This window comes from Bacillus sp. PK6-025 (genome assembly GCF_056530265.1).
This window is the reverse complement of record NZ_CP096509.1, coordinates 2,045,452-2,065,842: the sequence shown is the minus strand read 5'-3', so window position 1 is coordinate 2,065,842 and position 20,391 is coordinate 2,045,452. Positions and strand designations below refer to the sequence as shown.

The 20,391-nt window shown below is 42.6% G+C and carries 18 protein-coding genes; 10 read left to right on the top strand and 8 right to left on the bottom strand.

The annotated features are described in order from the left end of the window. Position 1: 1 nt before the first annotated feature. The 3 genes from narJ (at position 2) to M1D67_RS10820 (ending at position 1,682) form a co-directional block, all read left to right on the top strand. Complete coding sequence (gene narJ / locus M1D67_RS10830) at positions 2–544, top strand: nitrate reductase molybdenum cofactor assembly chaperone (RefSeq protein WP_023857572.1); 543 nt, start codon at positions 2–4, stop codon at positions 542–544. Further along, on the top strand, positions 541–1,227 hold the full coding sequence (gene narI, locus M1D67_RS10825) for a respiratory nitrate reductase subunit gamma (RefSeq protein ID WP_026579647.1): 687 nt from the start codon (positions 541–543) through the stop codon (positions 1,225–1,227). The genes narJ and narI overlap by 4 nt, the downstream gene beginning before the upstream one ends. Positions 1,228–1,337: 110 nt before the next feature. After that, positions 1,338–1,682, top strand: coding sequence for a hypothetical protein (locus tag M1D67_RS10820; protein ID WP_020451626.1), 345 nt, complete (start codon positions 1,338–1,340; stop codon positions 1,680–1,682). A 45-nt stretch (positions 1,683–1,727) separates the two neighbouring features. Here M1D67_RS10820 and M1D67_RS10815 read toward each other — a convergent pair whose 3' ends face one another. Further along, positions 1,728–3,140 (bottom strand): alanine/glycine:cation symporter family protein, encoded by a 1,413-nt coding sequence (locus M1D67_RS10815; protein WP_023857575.1) that lies wholly within the window; start codon positions 3,138–3,140, stop codon positions 1,728–1,730. A gap of 327 nt (positions 3,141–3,467) precedes the next feature. Between M1D67_RS10815 and M1D67_RS10810 the strand changes: the two genes are divergently transcribed. The 3 genes from M1D67_RS10810 (at position 3,468) to M1D67_RS10800 (ending at position 5,058) form a co-directional block, all read left to right on the top strand. Continuing rightward, positions 3,468–3,812 carry a hypothetical protein gene (locus M1D67_RS10810; protein ID WP_020451623.1) on the top strand — a complete coding sequence of 115 codons (345 nt, stop codon included), beginning with the start codon at positions 3,468–3,470 and terminating at the stop codon, positions 3,810–3,812. Positions 3,813–3,840: 28 nt separating this feature from the next. Continuing rightward, positions 3,841–3,966, top strand: a complete 126-nt coding sequence (locus M1D67_RS10805) for a hypothetical protein (RefSeq protein ID WP_020451622.1) — start codon at positions 3,841–3,843, stop codon at positions 3,964–3,966. A 309-nt stretch (positions 3,967–4,275) separates the two neighbouring features. Then, the gene (locus M1D67_RS10800; protein ID WP_020451621.1) at positions 4,276–5,058 is read left to right on the top strand and encodes a (S)-acetoin forming diacetyl reductase; all 783 of its coding nucleotides are present in this window, start codon (positions 4,276–4,278) and stop codon (positions 5,056–5,058) included. A gap of 224 nt (positions 5,059–5,282) precedes the next feature. Here the strand turns inward: M1D67_RS10800 and M1D67_RS10795 are convergent, their stop codons facing one another. The 4 genes from M1D67_RS10795 to M1D67_RS10780 form a co-directional block, all read right to left on the bottom strand. Further along, on the bottom strand, positions 5,283–6,689 hold the full coding sequence (locus M1D67_RS10795) for a sugar porter family MFS transporter (RefSeq protein WP_020451620.1): 1,407 nt from the start codon (positions 6,687–6,689) through the stop codon (positions 5,283–5,285). 281 nt (positions 6,690–6,970) lie between these two features. After that, complete coding sequence (gene araA / locus M1D67_RS10790; RefSeq protein WP_039072738.1) at positions 6,971–8,395, bottom strand: L-arabinose isomerase; 1,425 nt, start codon at positions 8,393–8,395, stop codon at positions 6,971–6,973. A 43-nt stretch (positions 8,396–8,438) separates the two neighbouring features. Then, positions 8,439–9,134, bottom strand: coding sequence for an L-ribulose-5-phosphate 4-epimerase (locus M1D67_RS10785; protein WP_039072737.1), 696 nt, complete (start codon positions 9,132–9,134; stop codon positions 8,439–8,441). Between the two features lie 17 nt (positions 9,135–9,151). Then, positions 9,152–10,759, bottom strand: a complete 1,608-nt coding sequence (locus M1D67_RS10780; RefSeq protein ID WP_023857581.1) for a xylulokinase — start codon at positions 10,757–10,759, stop codon at positions 9,152–9,154. A gap of 351 nt (positions 10,760–11,110) precedes the next feature. Between M1D67_RS10780 and M1D67_RS10775 the strand changes: the two genes are divergently transcribed. Beyond that, positions 11,111–12,202 carry a substrate-binding domain-containing protein gene (locus M1D67_RS10775; RefSeq protein WP_479831846.1) on the top strand — a complete coding sequence of 364 codons (1,092 nt, stop codon included), beginning with the start codon at positions 11,111–11,113 and terminating at the stop codon, positions 12,200–12,202. A gap of 313 nt (positions 12,203–12,515) precedes the next feature. Here the strand turns inward: M1D67_RS10775 and parC are convergent, their stop codons facing one another. The 3 genes from parC to M1D67_RS10760 form a co-directional block, all read right to left on the bottom strand. Further along, positions 12,516–14,939, bottom strand: a complete 2,424-nt coding sequence (parC, locus tag M1D67_RS10770) for a DNA topoisomerase IV subunit A (protein WP_216920680.1) — start codon at positions 14,937–14,939, stop codon at positions 12,516–12,518. Between the two features lie 4 nt (positions 14,940–14,943). Next, entirely contained in the window at positions 14,944–16,911 is a 1,968-nt protein-coding gene (parE, locus tag M1D67_RS10765) for a DNA topoisomerase IV subunit B (RefSeq protein ID WP_020451614.1), read from the bottom strand. A gap of 322 nt (positions 16,912–17,233) precedes the next feature. Further along, positions 17,234–17,647, bottom strand: a complete 414-nt coding sequence (locus M1D67_RS10760) for a CoA-binding protein (protein ID WP_075754574.1) — start codon at positions 17,645–17,647, stop codon at positions 17,234–17,236. A gap of 178 nt (positions 17,648–17,825) precedes the next feature. Between M1D67_RS10760 and plsY the strand changes: the two genes are divergently transcribed. The 3 genes from plsY (at position 17,826) to M1D67_RS10745 (ending at position 20,108) form a co-directional block, all read left to right on the top strand. Next, positions 17,826–18,419: a glycerol-3-phosphate 1-O-acyltransferase PlsY gene (gene plsY / locus M1D67_RS10755; RefSeq protein WP_023857586.1), complete on the top strand. Its 594-nt coding sequence runs from the start codon at positions 17,826–17,828 to the stop codon at positions 18,417–18,419. A 102-nt stretch (positions 18,420–18,521) separates the two neighbouring features. Continuing rightward, positions 18,522–18,809 (top strand): HesB/YadR/YfhF family protein, encoded by a 288-nt coding sequence (locus M1D67_RS10750; RefSeq protein WP_020451611.1) that lies wholly within the window; start codon positions 18,522–18,524, stop codon positions 18,807–18,809. 267 nt (positions 18,810–19,076) lie between these two features. Continuing rightward, positions 19,077–20,108, top strand: a complete 1,032-nt coding sequence (locus M1D67_RS10745) for a YdcF family protein (RefSeq protein ID WP_035338659.1) — start codon at positions 19,077–19,079, stop codon at positions 20,106–20,108. The last annotated feature ends 283 nt before the right edge of the window (positions 20,109–20,391 follow it).

Sequence of the window (20,391 nt, the reverse complement as noted above, 5' to 3'; positions counted from 1 at the left end):
CATGAATGGAACAGACAAACAAACCGTTTTTGCCGCTCTTTCTCACCTCCTCTCCTACCCTGATGAAGAGTGGAGAAAAGAACGTTCCGAATGGCAGCAGATCATCGGCGAAATCGAACATGAAGCGCTGAAAGGGCATCTGCTTGCCTTTTTGGAAAGCGCGGCTTCCTATTCGTCTGAGGAATTGATCGAAACGTACGTATATACGTTTGATTTCGGCAAAAAAACGAACCTTTATGTCACCTATTTCAACTCCGGTGAACAAAGGGAGCGCGGAATTGAATTGCTGCAGCTGAAAGATCTGTATCAGCAGTCCGGTTTTCAGCCGACAGACAAAGAGCTGCCGGATTATCTGCCGCTCATGCTTGAATTTGCTGCAGTCGCCGATCATGAAAAAGCTGCGGCTGTATTCCAAAAATACGCAGCGAACCTGGAAGAATTAAGATTGCAGCTTTCAGAGAATGAAAGCATCTATACGCCGTTATTAGACGGATTAACGATGATTTTAGAGGAAATTGGTGTTGAAAGGAATGTACAGCCATGATCGAACAAATCCTGTGGGTCATCCTCCCCTATATCGTCATCACCATTTTTATCGGAGGGCATATATACCGCTATCAACATGATCAGTTTGGCTGGACGGCCAAATCAAGCGAAATGCTCGAAAAGAAAAAATTGGCGCTTGGCAGCAGCCTTTTTCACTGGGGAATCTTTTTTGTCATCGGCGGGCATGTGATGGGAATTTTAATTCCGGAAAGCCTTTATCAAGCGCTCGGCGTATCAGAGCATATGTACCATAAAATCGCGATCGGTTTCGGACTGCCCGCGGGCATCGCCGCGCTGTCAGGACTTATCATATTGACCTACCGCAGATTCACGGACAAACGAATTCGAAAAACGAGCTCTGCCGGTGATTTCATCACGCTGGTCGCTTTGTTATTCGTCATGACGACTGGGCTTGCGGCAACCTTCTTGAACATCGATTCAAAAGGATTCGACTATCGGACAACAATCAGCCCTTGGTTTCGCAACATTTTCTTATTCAAGCCTGATGCCGGACTTATGGTGAGCGTGCCCCTCTGGTTTAAGCTTCATATTATGATGGGCTACGTCATTTTCATCGTCTGGCCGTTTACTCGGCTCGTCCACGTATTCAGCATGCCGCTAAAATATTTGACAAGAAGCTATGTTGTTTACCGAAAACGGGCGCCCCGCAAAAGCATTTAAACATTCCCTAAAGCCAAAACGGCTTTAGGGATTTTTTTCTCTATAGGCAAGCTACCCTTATTCCCTATCAATCATACGATAAAGCAAACCATCAGAAAGGAGCGTTTTTATTGTATCCATACGATCCTTCACTATATGATCCGTATCGCCAGCAATTTCCGCCGGGGCCGCCTCCAGGAGTTGGAGGACAGCAGCAACAGCAGTTTCTCCCCCCGCCGCCGAGCCAATTTCCGCAAGACACCGGCCCTTCGGTATTTGCCGTTGATCCCGGCGGAATCAGAAGATGCCTGTTCAAATATACATTCATCCGCTTAAGAAACGGCAGCCGCTTTTGGTTCTACCCGGTTTTCGTCGGACGTTATTCGATTGCGGGCTACCGCTGGAGACCGCGTCAATTCCGCTGGGTTTACTTCGGTATTGACTTGAACGAGATTACCTCATTCAGCTGTCAGTAAAAAAACAAGAAAAAGGCGCCCCAAGGACGCCTTTTTTCATATTGTTTATTTCGATTGCAATGTTTCCTTCTCGTCTTCCCAAGCCTCTGTGTTTTTCAGACCTGGAATCGAGCTTGCCTTAAAGACAGGGTTCTTCCCTGTTTTACGCTGATCAGTATAGTCTTTCAGCACTTTCGCGGCAATTCCGGAAAGAAGCAGAATCGCAATCAGGTTAATGATCGCCATTAATCCCATAAATAAATCCGCCATGTCCCACACAAGCTGAAAACCGGATACAGATCCGAAGATGACCATTGCGACAACAGCTGTACGGTAAACGGCAAGCGTCGTCTTGCTCTTTTTAATAAATTCAATATTCGTCTCACCATAATAGTAGTTTCCGACGATTGAGCTGAAAGCGAACAGGAAAATCGCCACTGCGACAAACGCAGGCGCCCAGCTTCCGACATGATGCTGCATGGCTGCTTGTGTAATTTGAATGCCGTCAAGCTCTTTGCCCGGCGTCAGATTGAACAGCAGAATCATAAAGGCTGTCGCACTGCAGATAACCATCGTATCAAAGAATACGCCAAGCGTTTGGATAAAACCTTGCTTCGCCGGGTGAGAGACATTGGCAGTCGCCGCTGCGTTCGGCGCGCTTCCCATTCCGGCTTCGTTTGAAAACAAGCCGCGCTTCGCACCGATAATAATGATGCTGCCGAGCGTACCCCCTGCAATCTGCTCGATCCCGAAAGCATCTTTCACAATCATCGCGAAAACGGCCGGTATTTGAGAAATATTCGTCAGCACGACAAATAAAGCAAGTCCAAGATAAATGACCGCCATAACCGGAACGATCAACTGCGAAACTGTCACAACGCGTTTCAAACCGCCGAAAATGATAAATCCGGTCAATACCGCCAAAACAATTCCGACCGTTGTTTTATCAAGGTTGAAAGCCCCTTCCATCGAACCGACGATCGTATTGGCTTGCACCGCATTAAAGATCAATCCGAATGTAATCGTAATCAAAACGGCAAAGATAATGCCCATCCATCTGGCACCCAGCGCTTTTTCCATGTAATAAGCTGGGCCCCCTCTGAAATGATCGCCGTCTTTGACCTTGTACACTTGAGCCAGCGTACTCTCCACAAAGCTGGAAGCCATACCGACAAGCGCGACAACCCACATCCAAAAGACCGCTCCAGGTCCTCCTGTTGCAACAGCAAGCGCGACACCGGTCAGGTTACCCGTGCCGACACGCGAAGCGGCGGAAATAAAGAAAGCCTGCAAAGACGAGACGCCTTTTCCTTTCTCCTCCTTTTGTCCGACGATACGAAACATCTCGAAGAAATAGCGGAATTGAACGAATTTCAATTTAAAAGTAAAGAACAGGCCTATTCCTATTAATATATAGACTAAATAAGTCCAAATAAAACCGCTTGGGACATTGATGATTTCGCTTAAAATTTCTTCCATAGCACCCTCCTGAAACAAACGAATTTTGTTTTGATGTTAAGTTTTCTAACATGATAGGATTATATCATAATAATGACACAAGAAAAACTAGATAGAATTTTCTGTCTTTTAAACATAAAGGCTGTTAACATCATTATTACTTTAGTCCCAATGCTCATTATAGCAGAGTATTATCTTTATTCATATATAAAAATGCGCTTTCATTCCAAGTGCGTTGCGAAAAATCTCATATTGTCAATAAATATTTGCCAACTGTCACAAAATAATCATCTTTTCTTATAACATAAAATATGCTAAGATGATGAGATACTAAGGGGATGAGATCAAATGAAAAAGACATTGTTTCTGCAACTGTCCATATTCTTTTTAGTCATTGCGAGCCTTCATTCGTTCTCAATGCCCCAGATGCCGGCAAATCACCATACGCAAAAAGCCGCTGTTTCAGGAGACGAACTCCATGAACTGACAGCCGGCAAATATGGTGAAGAAAAGGCGAAATCATTGTGGAATTCACTCGGCTTCGGAGCTGAATCCATCCTTCTCTTCATCTTAGCTGCGGCTTCCGGCCAGGCGTTCATGATGAACAGGCGGAAAGAGCATCTGAAGGCATTTATGCTCGCGGTGTTCTATCACTCTTCTTATTTCGATAAAGCGCATGTTTTAAAACCATAACCATACGAAAAAAACGGGAGGTTTTAACATGTTATTTATTATAAGAACGGTGATTATTGGACTATTTTCATTAGCAGCAATCAATTTGTTTGTTTTTCAAGGAATTGAATTCATGCACGCGATTACCGACCTTTTCAATCGCCAGGACAGCTGAATTTGAAGCGATTTGAAAAAGCTAGACAATAAAATTCATGAAACAGTTTGATTGGCATGAGTCCGGCACTGCACGGATTCATGCCTTTTCATTTGGTCTTCCTTCGTCTTGTGATTGCAGTAAAAGCGGAACAATCCTATTATACTTAAATACAGATTTTCCATCTTCTTCAAAAACAATTAAATTTTTTCGAAAAATTTTAAACATTTTTTCAACAACTGCCGGGATTTTATTTCAAATCTACAAATATAAGATATAATGTTTCTGTACCAATTAAATACCAATTACTTATAGAAAGAAGATGTTCATATGAGTAAAGTATCTGGAAAAATTGCTTTTGTTACTGGCGGAGGCCAAGGAATTGGCGAAGCAATCTGCAAACGTTTGGCGGAGGATGGGTTCGCTGTTGCAGTTGCCGATTATAATGTAGAAACTGCAACACAAGTTGCTGAGGACATTAACCAGCATAACGGTAAGGCAATTGCAGTTAAAGTGGATGTTGCTGATCGGGACGATGTTTTTAAAGCAGTCGATGAAACGGTTAAACGCCTCGGCGGTCTTGATGTGGTGATCAATAATGCAGGTCTTGGACCAACCACACCTATTGAAAGCATTACATATGAAGATTATCGGAAAATCTATGATGTTAACGTCGGCGGTACTTATTGGGGAATTCAAGCAGCTGTAAAAGCCTTTAAAGAACTTGGACACGGCGGGAAAATCATTAATGCTTCTTCTCAAGCCGGTCAAGTCGGTAACCCGGGCTTGGCAGTTTACGGCGGAACAAAGTTCGCTGTTCGCGGGATTACGCAAACGGCGGCAAAAGATCTAGCTGAATTAGGCATTACGGTTAACGCCTTTTGTCCGGGTATCGTAAAAACGCCTATGATGATGGGGATTGCACAGCAAACCGCTGATGAAGCAGGCAAGCCATTTGAATGGGGAATGGAACAATTCGCTAAAAATATTGCATTAAAACGCTTATCAGAGCCGGAAGATGTAGCAGCATGCGTTTCTTATCTTGCAGGGCCGGATTCAGATTATATGACCGGCCAGTCTCTTATCATTGATGGCGGAATGGTATTTAATTAATTTTAAAATCATATTCAATATGGAGGGCGGAGTTTTCCGCCTCCATATTGAAATAACAAGCTGGAGCTGATATGTCACGGTTCGTCCAATCACGCCCCGTTTAAAAATTTGGACCAAAGAGCGTCTTCCCTTTTGAAACCCCCTGTTTCAAAATGAACTAGTGCGAAGATTTCCCCTGCGATAAGCGGCACCCAAGATAGCTCCTTTCGATTCCACTCCAAGCCTCATAGGTTTATTTGCGCGCTTTTTCCGCCAATTTGTTTATTTCCTCCATTTTTTTCGATTTCCTCTAAACTGCGACCTCGAGTTTCAGGGACGCGTGTCCGGATAAATACAACTCCAAGTAAACAAATAACACCGAAGATTGCAAACACAGCTTCTTGAGACATCGAAGCGGTCATAATAGGAAATAGCAATCCAACCAAGAAAGAGCCGATCCAGTTAAATGATGAAGCTATTCCAGACGCGCGCCCGCGAATGACCAGAGGGAAAATTTCTCCAACGATGACCCAAGTTAAAGGAGCCCACGTGAATGAATAAAGTGCTACATAGATACTTAAAAAGACAACCATCATCATTGGATTTGCATTAGGAATTAATATATTCAATATTGCCGGCAAAATAAAGGACAGCCCCATAACGGTTCCGCCTACTGTTAATAAAGTACGGCGATTAAATTTATCAGCGATCATGATGAATAGCAATGAACCTAGCACGAGAATAACACCTTGAATAATCGGCCACATCAACGCTGAACTTGCCGCATTCCCTGTTGCTTTTTCTACAATCAAAGGAATGTAATAAAAAATTGCGTTAGCACCCTGGAATTGTTGAAAAGCGGCAACACCCACACCAGCAATTAATAAAAAACGATATTTATTACTTAAGAGTGTAGCCCATGATGCTTTTTGATTTGCCTTTGTTTCCTCTCTGGCAGTTTCTTGTATTTGTGCTATTTCAGAATCAATCTCTCCTTTGTTAGAGCGAATATAGCTCAACACCTTGCGTGCTTCATCAAGTTTATTGTTCTTGATTAAAAAACGAGGTGATTCAGGTAACTTTAACATTCCAACATATAAGATCACAGCAGGTACGGCAGCCAAACCAAGCATCAACCGCCATGCCATTGTTTCCGGCAAATCTTTCAATAGAAAATCAACAATGTAAGAAAGCAACATTCCAGAACAAATCATGGTTTGATTAATTCCTGACAGCCGTCCGCGTAAACGTGCAGGCGCCATTTCCGACATATAGGCCGGGACCAATGCAGAGGCAGCACCAACGGCCAATCCCAATAAAACCCGAGAAACAATTAAAAACAGTACCCCATTATGAGGTGCTATTCCTGACAAAATGGATCCAACAACAAAAATGACAGCGGAAATTAAAATCATTTTGCGACGTCCCAAACGATCAGAAAGTTGTCCGGCCAGGGCGCCTCCAAAAATAGCGCCTAACATGACCGAAGAAGTAATCCAGCCAATAACCCCGGCGTTGTCTTGAAGGTTCCAATCGTGTTGCAGAAAAGGCAAAGCACCCGTCATAACGCCGATATCATAACCGAAAAGAATGCCGGCAAAAGCCCCGAAAAAATAAATGAAGCCACTTGAGATTTTCTTTTCATTAACCATTTAAGTTCCCTCCTCAAGGTTGAAATTATATTGTGTAATCCAGCCACCAAAATTATCGATGGCTTTTTCAGAAATCATTAAAGTGTTTCCAAACTGCAAATACATGCTAGGATATTGGTGGGATTTCTCACTAAACCTCATGGTTTTATTCGCCTATTATTAAACGCTTTCAATTTTTCCGGAATATAACGATAACGCTTACAAAATCATGAATATTTTGATATCTGATATCCCTATTTTTCACCTCCAAGGAAGCAGAGCCTCCTCGGAGGTTAGAGGCATTACTTAATTACTACATATTCCAGGTCAACCAGCTTTGCATAAGTGATCATTTGGTCTGTTGTTAAATTCAATGAAACAACTGTATGGTGACCGCCGCCGTTTTCAAGCCACGCTTTCACTCCATCCTGAAAGTTAGGCTTCACTTCCCAAAGCACCCGTGCCACCGGAAGGTTTGGTGCCGGAACAGTTGGTTCAAATGCAGAAACTTCGTTAATCAACAGTTTGTAATGCGTACCAAAGTCTGCCATCGAAACAACCACACCATCTCCTGCTTTTCCGTCGAACACTAAGCGTGCCGGGTCTTCACGATCACCAATACCTAATGGAGATACGATAATTTTCGGTTTGCTGCTTGCTAAAGATGGGTCAACTTCAAGCATATGTGATTGAAGGATTGATTCTTGACCGGCAGCTAATTCATATGTGTAATCTTCCATAAAGCCGGTTGATTGGTTACGGCTCATCACTTTGAGTAAACGATCGAGCGCTGCAGTTTTCCAATCTCCTTCACCAGCAAAGCCATATCCTTGGGCCATCAAACGTTGGACGGCAAGACCCGGAAGTTGTTTCATCCCATATAAATCTTCAAAGTTAGTTGTGAAGGCATTATAACCACCATCATCCAGGAAACGTTTAATGGCGATTTCATAGCTTGCTTGTACTTTTACGCTCTTCTCCCAATCTTCCTGACTGTAAGTACCATAATCAAATTCATAAAGGTCTGCATATTCAGCAAACAATCGATTAATTTCTTCATCTGTAACCGCATTCACGTATTGAACAAGATCACCAATGCCAAAGTAATCAACTGTCCAGCCAAATTGAATTTGCGCTTCAACCTTATCCCCTTCAGTAACAGCAACGTTACGCATGTTGTCACCAAATCGGGCGACCTTGATGTTGAAGCTTTCGTTATAAGCAACCGCTACGTCCATCCATTCCGCAATTTGCTGTTGCACTTCAGGGCGTTCCCAATAACCTACGACAACTTTATTTTGTTTTTGCAAACGGGCATTGATAAAACCATATTCACGGTCCCCATGAGCAGATTGGTTTAGGTTCATAAAGTCCATGTCAATCGTTGTCCACGGAATACTTTCATTAAATTGTGTCGCTAAATGAAGTAACGGTTTTTGTAATAATTTTGTTCCGCGAATCCACATTTTTGCAGGTGAAAAAGTATGCATCCAAGTGATAACACCGGCAACTTCGTCACGATAATTCACTTCTTTCATGATGCTTGTGATTTTATCTGCACTAACAGCTAAATCTTGCAATACAAGCGGGTATGGCAATACAGCGCTTTCATTTAATGCATCAGTCACGGCTTGCGCGTGCGCTCTGACTTCTTCAAGCGCTTCTTCCCCATAAAGATGTTGTGAACCTACGACAAACCAGAATTCTTTTTTTCCTTGTGTTAACATCATAACCCTCTTTTCTTAAATGAATAGTTTGATAGAATTGATTTTACTTTTGACCATAATAAGCATTTTTACCGTGTTTTCGTAAATAATGTTTATCTAAAATACATTGTGGTAATTCTTTTGCAAAATGATTTAATTCTCGGGTAAATAAATTCATTTTCGCGACTTCATCCAACACCACACTATTCAATACTGCTGATTTTACATCTTTGCCCCAAGTAAATGGACCATGACCATGAAGTAAGACACCGGGAACAGCTAAAATATCTAACCCGCGCTCTTCAAATGTTTCGATAATGACATTACCTGTTTCTACTTCGTAACCTCGATCAACCTCCTCTTGTGTCAAGTATCGGGCACATGGCACGGAACCATAGAATGTGTCTGCATGAGTGGTCCCCATCGCCGGAACATCAAGGCCTGCTTGAGCCCAGATTGTCGCCCAAGTTGAATGAGTGTGTACAATTCCTCCAATTTCAGGATAATGCTTATAAAGTACCGCGTGAGTCGCTGTATCTGATGAAGGCCTCAGCTCTCCTTCAACAATATTGCCATCTAAATCAACAACCACCATATCACTAGCTTTCATTGTTTCATAATCAACACCACTAGGTTTGATAACGAATAAACCAGTTTCACGGTCAATGGCACTTGCATTTCCCCATGTGTATTTCACAAGTCCGTATTTAGGCAAGTCCAAATTTGCTTGTAACACTTCTTCTTTCAGTTGTTCTAGCACGTCAACCCCTCCACTCATTAAATCAAATGATCCACAGCGGCCTGCTCAATCATTAAACCTTTTTTGTACCGTTCGATAAATGCTTCAAATCCTTCAACATCTAATTGATCAGGGTAAATTTCTTGCCCGGCATCCTCTTCAAAGACTTTTTTGTCGAGGAAATCTTCTAAGCTTTCTTGTTGATCTTTGTTCATCATGTAAGATGCAAGAATAGCCATTCCCCACGCACCGCCCTCTCCGGCAGTTGCCATAACTGATACTGGCGTATTCATTGCAGCTGCAACAATTTTTTGTCCGACAAGAGGGGTTTTGAATAAACCGCCGTGAGCTAAAATGCTATCAATATCAATATTTTCCTCTTTGGTCAAAATATCCATTCCGATTTTCAAAGCTGCAAAAGCTGCAAAAAGGTGTGTCCGCATGAAGTTTGCTAAATCGAAACGGCTCTCTGGTGAGCGGACAAATAACGGTCGGCCTTTTTCTAGTCCTGTAATATTTTCACCAGAGAAATAACCGTAGCTTAGTAAGCCACCGCCGTCTGAGTCAGCCTCCAATGCTTTATTCAACACCACTTCGAATAATTTATTCATTTCAACCTTTTGTCCCATTGCCTCAAAAAATTCACGAAACAACCCTAGCCAAGCATTCAAATCGCTTGAGCAGTTATTCGCATGAACCATTCCAACCGGACTGCCGTTTGGCGTTGTTACCAAATCAATTTCTGGATATACTTTCGAAAGTTCTTTCTCTAATACAATCATGGCAAAAACTGAAGTTCCTACTGAGATGTTTCCAGTGCGTTTCCTCACACTATTCGTAGCAACCATTCCTGTTCCAGCATCGCCTTCCGGCGGACAAACCGGGATACCTGGCTGTAAATTTTTTGATTGATCCAGAATTTTCGCGCCAATTTCGGTTAATTCGCCTGCTTGCTCGCCTGAAATATAAACTTCAGGAAGAATATCCTTTATACTCCAAGGATAGCCTTTGTTCGAAATCAGTTCATCAAACTGCTTGAGCATCGATTCATTGTAATTTTGCGTTGATTCATCAATTGGGAACATGCCCGAAGCATCTCCAATGCCAATTGCTTTATTGCCAGTCAGCAACCAGTGAATGTACCCAGCTAAAGTGGTGATATAATCAATGCGAGGCAAATGTTTCTCTTCATTTAATATCGCTTGATATAAATGAGCAATACTCCACCGTTCAGGGATATTGAATTGAAATTGATCAGTTAATTCTTTTGCTGCAGCACCGGTTGTTGAGTTACGCCAAGTTCGAAACGGAACAAGCAGCTCCCCTGTGTTGTCAAAAGCCATATATCCATGCATCATTGCAGAAAATCCAATAGAACCGATTTTGCGAATGGTGATGCCATAATTTCGTTCAACATCATTCTTCATCTCACTATAAGCTGTTTGCAACCCAGTGATAATATCTACTAAGTTGTACGTCCAAAATCCATCTTCCAAGCGGTTTTCCCACTCATAACTTCCAGATGCGATTGTTTCAAAACTGCTATCAATCAACACTGCTTTAATACGTGTGGATCCGAATTCAATTCCAAGCGATGTTTCTCCTTCAGTTATCGCCTGCTTGATGTTTACTTGATTCGCTTTCACGTTATCCCCCCTCTGATAGCGATTTCAATATTATTCGAAAGAAGGCATTCCCCTTTTCGCTTAACTTAATTACAGACTTAGTATATTTTTTGTACGTACATTTGTCAATCAATAATATAATATGTTCATATAAATATCACAACGATATTTATATTCTTTTTCTCTTCATGCTTATAATAAAAAGTATTTGTATAACATGAAATTTAAAGAAAAAAATGAGAATTACTTATTCATTTTCACGAAAATAAGGTGAAATCTTTTCATTCATTGAAAGCCATGATAAAATATGTCCACACAAATCATTCAATTAAAAAAATTAGAATGCGAACAACTATGAAAGAAGTGAGTGAAATGAAACCAAAGTATAAGGTCATCATTAATGATATAAAAAGTAAAATCCTTTCAGGAGTTTACAGGGTAGGAGAACAAATTCCTACTGAATCCGCCATACAAGAAGAATACAAAGTCAGCCGGCACACTGTTCGAAAGGCGATTTTAGAGCTGGCGAACGAGGGGTTTTTAAGAAGTGAAAAAGGGTCTGGCACTTATGTAAGTAATCAGTATCAATCAAAACCTGGAGGGAATTCCAATAATAAAATAATCGGTGTAATTACGACCTACATTTCAGATTACATTTTCCCCTCAATTATTCGCGGAATTGAAGGGAGATTGAATGAGGCTAATTATTCGTTACTATTAGCTAGTACAAATAATGATGTCGAACAAGAAAAAAAAGCTTTGGAAATGATGTTGTCATTTGGCGTCGATGGTTTAATTGTTGAACCTACGAAAAGTAATCTATACAATCCCAATATTGCTTACTATTTATCGTTTAAGGAACAGGATATTCCTTTCATCATGATCAATGCTTATTATGAAGAATTAGATGTTCCTTTTCTTTGTCTCGATGATGTGCAGTCCAGCTATCTCGCAACAAAAGAATTAATATCAAAAGGACATACACAAATTGGTCTCATTTCAAAAATGGATGATTTACAAGGAAAGTATCGAATGAAGGGGTATATAAAAGCGCTTGGTGAAGCCAAATTACGATTTCAACCAGAGCATGTGCTTTCGTACAATACAGAGACGAAGCTGGAACTATACACAAACCTGAAGATGTTTCTAAATGAAAAGAGAGACGTGTTGACTGCAATTGTTTGCTATAACGACGAAGTAGGGTTGGAAGTAGCAAATGTATGCAGACAACTTAATATTTCTGTCCCGGACAAATTGTCAATTATTGGACAGGACAATTCGTATATTGCCAAAAATGCGAATATCAAACTAACAACATTGACACATCCTCAAGAACAAATGGGACACGATGCAGCTGATTGGGTCATCAAGAAATTGCAAGGAAAGAAAGACTTACCAAACGAAACCTACTATCAGCCTGTGTTAATTGAAGGTGAAACCGTAAAAGAGTTAGATGTACAATAATCTTGGTGTGATCAAGGAAAACCCAGTCCATGTGCACTAAAGGCGTGAACGCGGACTGGGTTGTTTTACTCTGTTATTAATTAAGCAGCAGAGAATTTTCATGTATTTGACGCTTGCTCCAAAAAGAAAGCGAAAATCTCACCGATACGGGAAAAAGCTTGTATCACAAGAAAGTAGCCTAGCATTTAAAAATGAACCTGTGTAAAGTTTATCTGGCATGCTCTTTTTCTGCAGCATTCTTCGTTGTCTTGCAGAATGGCTCTATTCTTGATAGGCATGTGGTGATATCCCTAGAATTGGGCGCAGGTCGATTTCACTCCCGTTCATGTTTGCTGATCCATACATCCGTTACTTCCCCTGCCTCATCTTCGTCGATGATGAAAGAACCGTTGCTGTACCGGTCATGAAGCTTGATATCTTTGACAAGCATCTCCTCTGTGATGCCTTTTTCGGTTTGAAGCGTGATTTGAGCATGATATGAGCATGCGAGCAGCCCGGTGATGCGGTGAGGTTTTTTCTTCAATTCCCTCAGCATGAGAACCCCTCGTTTCGCCCGTGACGTTTTTTCAAATTCAGTGCGGTTCATCCGCTTAATAGATCCGCGCTGGGTCACGAGCACAAGCACATCCGATTCCTCTAAAACCTGCCCGCTGGCGACAAAGTCGCCGTCTTTCAAATTGACGCCTTTGACACCGGCCGCCCTTGCACCGACGACGCTGACCTCATCTTCTGAGAACCACAGACCGTAGCCGGAATGTGTCGCGATAAACAAATCTTTCGTTCCGTCCGTTACATGAACATCAACCACTTCATCGTCGTCTTTTAAGTTAAGAGCGACCAATGCTTTTGAATAGCGCTGTGCTTTATACTGCATCAGCTGAGTTCTTTTCGCCATTCCGTTTTTCGTAAAGAACAGCAGGTATTCAGATTCGGTAAACTCTCTGACAGGGATCGCCTTGACGATGGATTCATCGCTGTCGATCGATATGATATTTGTGATGTGCTGACCCAAGTCTTTCCATCTGATATCAGGAAGCTGGTGAACCGGACAATACACATAGCTCCCTTTATTTGTAAATAAGAGCAGTACGTCTGTCGTATTCATTTCCAGCTGACAGAGCAGACGGTCGGTATCTTTCATGCCGAAGTCCTGGCCGTTTGATGCAGCAAAAGACCGCTGGCTCGTTCGTTTAATATAACCGTCTTTCGTCACGGTCACATAAACGTCTTCAGACGCCACCATCACTTCAAGATTGATTTTGATTTCTTCAATTTTCTCCTCGATGACAGAGCGCCGTTGACCGGCATAGATTTTTTTCACCTTTTTCAAGCTGTCTTTGATCACTTTCAAGAGTTTCTTGTCATTGGAAAGGATCTCTTCCAGCTCTTTGATCTTCTGGTCGAGTTCTTTTGCTTCTTCCTGGAGGGCCGTAATATCTGTGTTTGTCAGCCTGTACAGCTGCAATGAAACGATCGCTTCAGCCTGCGGCTCTGTAAATGCGAACTTTTCGATCAGATTGTTTTTGGCATCGCGCTTGTCATTGGAGGAACGGATCGTCGCAATGACTTCATCCAAAATGGACAGTGCTTTCATCAATCCTTCTACGATATGATGCCTTTCCTTCGCTTTTTTCAGCTCATACTGAGAACGGTTGGTGATGACTTCTTTTTGGTGGCCGATATAAGCGTCCAAAATTGATGTGAGATTCATCAACATCGGTCTTCTGTTATGAATAGCCACCATGTTAAAGTTGTACGGAATCTGCAAATCCGAGTTTTTGTACAAGAAATTTAAAATACCTTGTGCATCCGCTTCTTTTTTCAGCTCAATCACGATTCTGAGTCCTGTCCGGTCGGTCTCGTCACGGACTTCGGAAATCCCTTCGACCTTCCGTTCAATCCTGAATTCGTCCATTTTTTTCACTAAATTCGCTTTGTTGACTTCAAACGGAATTTCAGTAATGACAATTTGCTGGCGGCCGCCTCTGATGGTTTCGATCTCGGCTTTGCCCCTGATGATGATTTTACCTTTTCCGGTTTCATAGGCTTTTTTTATGCCTTCTTTACCCTGAATGATTCCTCCGGTCGGAAAGTCCGGTCCTTTTACGAGCTCCATGAGGTCATCCACACTGCAGTTCGGCGAGTCAATCCGCCTTATCACGGCATCGATCACTTCCCCGAGATGATGCGGCGGAATGTCAGTCGCATACCCGGCGGAAATCCCTGTCGATCCGTTGACAAGCAGGTTCGGGAACATCGCCGGAAGGACGACGGGCTCCTTGCTTGTATCATCAAAGTTTGGCACAAACTCGACCGTTTCTTTGTCAATATCTCGCAAAAGCTCTGAAGCGATCGCTGCGAGCCTTGCTTCTGTATAACGCATCGCAGCCGGCGGATCACCGTCGATGCTTCCGTTGTTACCGTGCATTTCAACCAGCACGTTGCGAACCTTCCAGTCCTGGCTCATCCGCACCATCGCTTCGTAGACCGAACTGTCTCCATGAGGATGATAGTTCCCGATTACATTACCGACCGTTTTTGCGGCCTTGCGGAAATTCTTATCGTGCGTGTTCCCTTCCGCATGCATGGCGTATAGGATTCTTCTTTGAACAGGCTTCAGGCCGTCCCTGGCGTCAGGGAGCGCCCGATCCTGAATAATATATTTGCTGTATCGGCCGAAACGGTCGCCGATCACGTCTTCCAATGGTAAATCATGATAAATCTCTGGCTGTGCCATTTATTTAAACCTCCTCAGCGACCGATAAATTCTCGTTTTCTAAAATGTTGCTTTCTTCATCAAGTCCGAAGGCGACGTTTTTCTCAATCCATTTTCTTCTCGGCTCAACTTTGTCGCCCATCAATGTCGTCACGCGCCTTTCCACACGGGCTGCGTCATCGATTTTAACCCTGACAAGCGTTCTTGATTCGGGGTTCATTGTCGTTTCCCAAAGCTGGTCAGCGTTCATTTCGCCGAGACCTTTATAGCGCTGAATCGTATATCCTCTTCCGACTTTTTTGAGGACGTCGTCCATTTCTTCATCAGACCAAGCATATTCAATGATTTCTTTTTTGCCAGACCCTTTGCTGACTTTATAGAGCGGCGGCAGCGCGATAAACACTTTTCCGTGCTCGATCAGCGGCTTCATATAGCGGTAGAAAAAAGTCAGGAGCAGCACTTGGATATGAGCGCCGTCTGTATCCGCATCTGTCATGATGATGACTTTGTCGTAATTGATGTCCTCAATGTCAAAATCAGCGCCGACCCCTCCGCCGATCGCATGAATAATCGTATTGATCTCTTCATTTTTAAAAATATCGGCCAGCTTCGCTTTTTCCGTATTGATAACCTTTCCGCGGAGCGGCAGGACAGCCTGGAATTTCCGGTCTCTTCCCTGCTTTGCTGATCCTCCGGCAGAGTCACCCTCCACGAGATACAATTCGTTTTTGGACGGATTCCTTGATTGTGCAGGCGTCAGCTTGCCGGAGAGCGTCGCTTCGGATTTCTTTCTTTTCTTTCCGCTTCTTGCCTCTTCTCTTGCTTTTCTCGCAGCTTCTCTTGCCTGGGAGGCTTTAATCGCTTTTTTGACGAGCAATGTTGCCGTTTCCCTGTTTTCTTCAAGGAAATATGCGAGCTGCTCGGAGACGATCGCATCAACGGCTGATCTTGCTTCACTCGTGCCGAGCTTTCCTTTTGTCTGTCCTTCAAATTGAAGAAGCTCTTCTGGAATCCGGACGGAAACGATGGCTGACAGGCCTTCCCGGATGTCCGTTCCTTCAAGGTTTTTGTCCTTTTCTTTTAAAAGGGCCACCTTTCTCGCATATTCGTTGAATGCTCTTGTCATCGCCGTTTTCGCACCGGACTCATGGGTTCCTCCGTCCTTTGTTCTGACATTATTGACGAATGACAGGATGTTTTCGGAATAGCCGTCATTAAATTGAAACGCGAAGTCCACCTCGATGCCGTTGTGCTCCCCTTCAAATGAGACCACTTCAGAAAGCGCGTCTTTCTCCTCATTTAAATAAGCGACAAAAGCTTCGATTCCGTTTTCGTATAAAAACGTTTCTTTTGTTTGATCGCGTTCATCGATCAATTCGATTTTTAATCCTTTTAACAAAAAGGCTGATTCTCTCAGACGCTCTGAAAGCGTTTCAAAGTTAAAAGTCGTTGTGCTGAACATCGTAGGATCAGGCTTGAAATGAATCAGGGTGCCGGTCTTTTTGGTCGTTCCGATTTTATCAAGGGATGTCACCGGTTTGCCGCCGTTTTCAAAACGCTGTCTGTAAACATTTCCGTCCCGCTCAATTGTGACTGTCAGCCACTCAGACAGGGCGTTTACAACGGATGCACCGACGCCGTGCAGCCCCCCGCTCGTTTTATAGCCGCCTTGGCCGAACTTTCCTCCGGCATGCAGCACTGTCAAAATAATTTCGGGAGTCGGTTTGCCGAGCTTATGCATTCCTGTTGGCATTCCCCGGCCTCTGTCTTGCACCGATATGCTGTTATCTTTATGTATCTTTACTATAATATGATTCCCATGGCCCGCAAGGACTTCATCGACGGAATTATCGACGATTTCATATACGAGATGGTGCAGACCCCGGCTGTCTGTCGAACCGATGTACATACCGGGGCGTTTTCTGACCGCTTCAAGGCCTTCGAGCACCTGTATGGAATCATCATTATAGTCAAATTGCTGTTTCTTAACCAAATGCATAAACCCCTTTCAAAAATCAAACATTGCTTATAAAGAATAATACACACTCTGTCATGTAAAGCAAAGTATTATCCGATTCTTTTCCAATCGCTTCAAGCATTGTCGGGAAAATGTTAAATGAATGCCGTTTTTTTGCACAGCCGTCATTTTACACGATTCGCCCCCTGGAGGACAAGGCTTTTCCACCAGCAATTGGAAAATCATTCTTAAAAAAACTGTCCAAGACTTATTGTAGCCGTTTTTCACAGCAATTCGCAAACATATTCTCGCATAAAAAAGACAAAAACCCTTGAATAAACAAGGATTTTTGTCTTTTTTATGCCGATTTTGTTAACGCGTGTGCCACTTTTATACACAAATCCATAATCACCGTATAGCCTTTTTCGCTCAGAAGCCGATAAGCTTCTTCGTTGACAAGCCCCTGCTGCGCCCAAAACACATCTGCGTCTATCTCCAGGAATTCCTTTGCGACATCGGGCAAATGTTCGGATCTTCTGAACACATTGACGATATCGACATGTCCTTCAATGTCTTTTAATGATGCCACAGCCTTGACGCCCAGCGCCTCATCTATGGACGGATTGACAGGGATGATGTCATATCCCGCGTCCTGCATCGCTTTTGATACCATGTACGATGTTCTTTCAGGATTGTCGGACAGGCCGACTACCGCGATTCGTTTACTGTTTTCAAGAATGCTTTTGATTTCCTGTTTAGAAGGGTTTTCCATGGCGATCACTCCTTTTACGTTCAGTTTACACGAAATCAAAGGCGATAATCAAAATTTTCATATGATTAGGGCGCATTATCTTGTATGATATATACGGTACTTCTAAAGAAAAGCCGTCATGAAAAGCGCCTCTCATGTTAAAATAAAGAGAAGGGATCATCTAAAAAGGAGAAATGAAATGTTAATTGCTTTATTATTTGTTTTAGCCTATCTACTCGGCAGCATTCCGTCCGGCTTAATTGTCGGAAAGGCCGCCAAAGGAATCGACATCAGGGAACACGGCAGCGGCAATCTTGGCGCCACCAATGCATTCCGGACACTTGGGGTGAAAGCCGGCTCCATCGTGGTGGCTGCGGATATTTTGAAAGGGACGCTCGCCGCCTTTCTGCCCACCATCCTCCACATCGGCGTACACCCTTTGTTGGCCGGTGTAGCCGCAGTCATCGGGCATATGTTCCCTGTGTTCGCCAAATTTAAAGGCGGAAAAGCTGTCGCTACTTCCGGAGGCGTATTGCTTTGCTATCAGCCTTTTCTGTTTCTCACAATGATTGCGGTGTTCTTTCTGTTTTTGTATATCACAAAATATGTATCGCTTTCTTCCATTTTAACCGGCTTGTATACAACGGTTTACAGCCTGTTTACGAAAGATCTTTTATTGGTGGCAGTCGTCGCCTTTCTAACGGCGTTTGTCGTATACAGACACAGGACGAACATTAAACGCATTATGGATAAAACCGAGCCCAAAATCAAGTGGATGTCCGGCAAAAAATGAGCCTATCCGAAAAACATTATATTTTCATGATCGGACAAAATCGTTATATACTATAAATAGATTCAGCATGCTTTGAAACAAATGATGAAGGAGTGCTTGCCCGTGAATTTGAAAATTAATGAAGAGGCGCTTAAATGGTATAAGGACGAGCTTGATTTAAAAGAAGGAGATCAGGTTCGCTTCTTTGTCCGTTACGGAGGCTGCAGCAATGTTCAAAAAGGCTTCTCCCTTGGGGTTTCAAAAGATGAGCCGCAGCAAATCGGTGTGAGCGCGGAAAAAGACGGCATTACGTTTTTCGTTGAAGAAAGCGATGTATGGTATTTCGACGGCCATGATCTGCTTGTCACCTATAACGAATCTTCGGAAGAGCCTGTTTTTGAATATCAGTAAAAAAGAGCATTTTATAAAACTTGCAGAGAAACTCTTGTTTTTCTGCAAGTTTTTTTATTTTTCATCTTAATTAAAGTACCGAAAAAAGCCTTCCAACACATAGACTGGCTCGCCTGAGTGTGCGGCAGCTGCACACCGTACGCTGCGTACACCTCCCGAATAACCGAGTGAGTATAGATTCTGTATATCTAAAATGCAGTTCGTCTAAAATAAACCGGCAAGGATTTTCCCATATTATACAGAGTCATTGATATCGAGGTGTTTGACATGGTTTACGGTGTGATAACCTTTATTTTGCTAGCTGTTTTTCTGATCTTTTATTTAACGGACCGAAGAAGGATCATCAACGGTTTTTTATTCAATCTATTTTTTTGTTCATTTCTTGTTCTATCCTACTATCTGGCATACGTTGTCGGAATCGGTTTTTTCAGACTGTTCGTCATTGTACCGCTGCTGATCTTTTTCTTTATCCTAACGTTTGGTCTATTTGCTTTAATGATCGGGTTATTTCTGAATGCGAGAATTCTTATCAAAAGAGAAGGACGGCGATTGTCTAATTGTTTGACTTTAATTTCCGGGTTAGGCATTATCATATTTTTCCTATTATCCGTGATTGACCCCGCTCGTTTTTTATCGCCAAATGTTCAGCCATTGTTTGCGGGATCATCGCTTATTACGGTCTATTTCTTTTTTCATTTAACAAATTTCTTAACAGCTTATTTTCTATATCAATTTAACAGACCGAAGCTTAATCAGGATTACATCATCGTTCTCGGGAGTGGATTAATTAACGATACAGTACCCCCGCTTTTAGCAAGCAGGATCAATAAGGCTGTCGATTTTTATTGGAAACAGACAGCTATTGCTTCTCCGCCAAAAATCATTTTCTCCGGCGGGCAAGGACCTGATGAAAATCTTTCTGAAGCCGAAGCTATGCAAAGATATGCTATAAAAAAAGGGATACCTGGAGAGCACACTTTGAAAGAAGACCGTTCTGTAAATACATATCAAAATATGCTTTTCTCCAAACAACTGATGGACTCATTAACAGACGGCAAATATAACAGCATCTTCACAACAAACAATTTCCATCTGTTCCGTGCCAGCCTATATGCAAAACGAGCAGGCTTGAAAAGCGATGGCATCGGTTCAAAGACCGCTTTTTATTATTGGCCGAACGCCATGATCCGTGAATATATCGCTGTTGTTGTGATGAATCGTAAACGGCATAGCATTGTCGTGGGAACTATATTGGGCATTTCTATCCTTTTGACCGCATTTAATTTTTTCATTGATTAAAAAATGGCAGTCTCAATTGATTATGATGGGTATTTTCGAAGGACATCTTCACCAAAAAGATGTCTTTTTGCTTGGAAAATATAATTTCACTGCACTGATGCTTCAAATATCTTTTTAATAGTCAGCATAACAGCGATTGATAGAATGGAAAACGATTTTCCCCCTATTTCGCAAAAACCTCCCCTTCTTTTATCTGCAACAAGCCACAACTGAAAAGTGATTTTCTCAAATGCTAAAGCCTCAATTTACCCTTATCAGATCTAATGGTGAACAGATTCTTTTT

Bases quoted from the DNA above. Each gene is read 5' to 3' on its own strand.
- narJ (WP_023857572.1), top strand. From the start codon at position 2: ATGAATGGAACAGACAAACAAACCGTTTTTGCCGCTCTTTCTCACCTC.
- narI (WP_026579647.1), top strand. From the start codon at position 541: ATGATCGAACAAATCCTGTGGGTCATCCTCCCCTATATCGTCATCACC.
- M1D67_RS10815 (WP_023857575.1), bottom strand. From the start codon at position 3,140: ATGGAAGAAATTTTAAGCGAAATCATCAATGTCCCAAGCGGTTTTATT.
- M1D67_RS10810 (WP_020451623.1), top strand. From the start codon at position 3,468: ATGAAAAAGACATTGTTTCTGCAACTGTCCATATTCTTTTTAGTCATT.
- M1D67_RS10805 (WP_020451622.1), top strand. From the start codon at position 3,841: ATGTTATTTATTATAAGAACGGTGATTATTGGACTATTTTCATTAGCA.
- M1D67_RS10800 (WP_020451621.1), top strand. From the start codon at position 4,276: ATGAGTAAAGTATCTGGAAAAATTGCTTTTGTTACTGGCGGAGGCCAA.
- M1D67_RS10795 (WP_020451620.1), bottom strand. From the start codon at position 6,689: ATGGTTAATGAAAAGAAAATCTCAAGTGGCTTCATTTATTTTTTCGGG.
- araA (WP_039072738.1), bottom strand. From the start codon at position 8,395: ATGTTAACACAAGGAAAAAAAGAATTCTGGTTTGTCGTAGGTTCACAA.
- M1D67_RS10775 (WP_479831846.1), top strand. From the start codon at position 11,111: ATGAAACCAAAGTATAAGGTCATCATTAATGATATAAAAAGTAAAATC.
- parC (WP_216920680.1), bottom strand. From the start codon at position 14,939: ATGGCACAGCCAGAGATTTATCATGATTTACCATTGGAAGACGTGATC.
- M1D67_RS10760 (WP_075754574.1), bottom strand. From the start codon at position 17,647: ATGGAAAACCCTTCTAAACAGGAAATCAAAAGCATTCTTGAAAACAGT.
- plsY (WP_023857586.1), top strand. From the start codon at position 17,826: ATGTTAATTGCTTTATTATTTGTTTTAGCCTATCTACTCGGCAGCATT.
- M1D67_RS10745 (WP_035338659.1), top strand. From the start codon at position 19,077: ATGGTTTACGGTGTGATAACCTTTATTTTGCTAGCTGTTTTTCTGATC.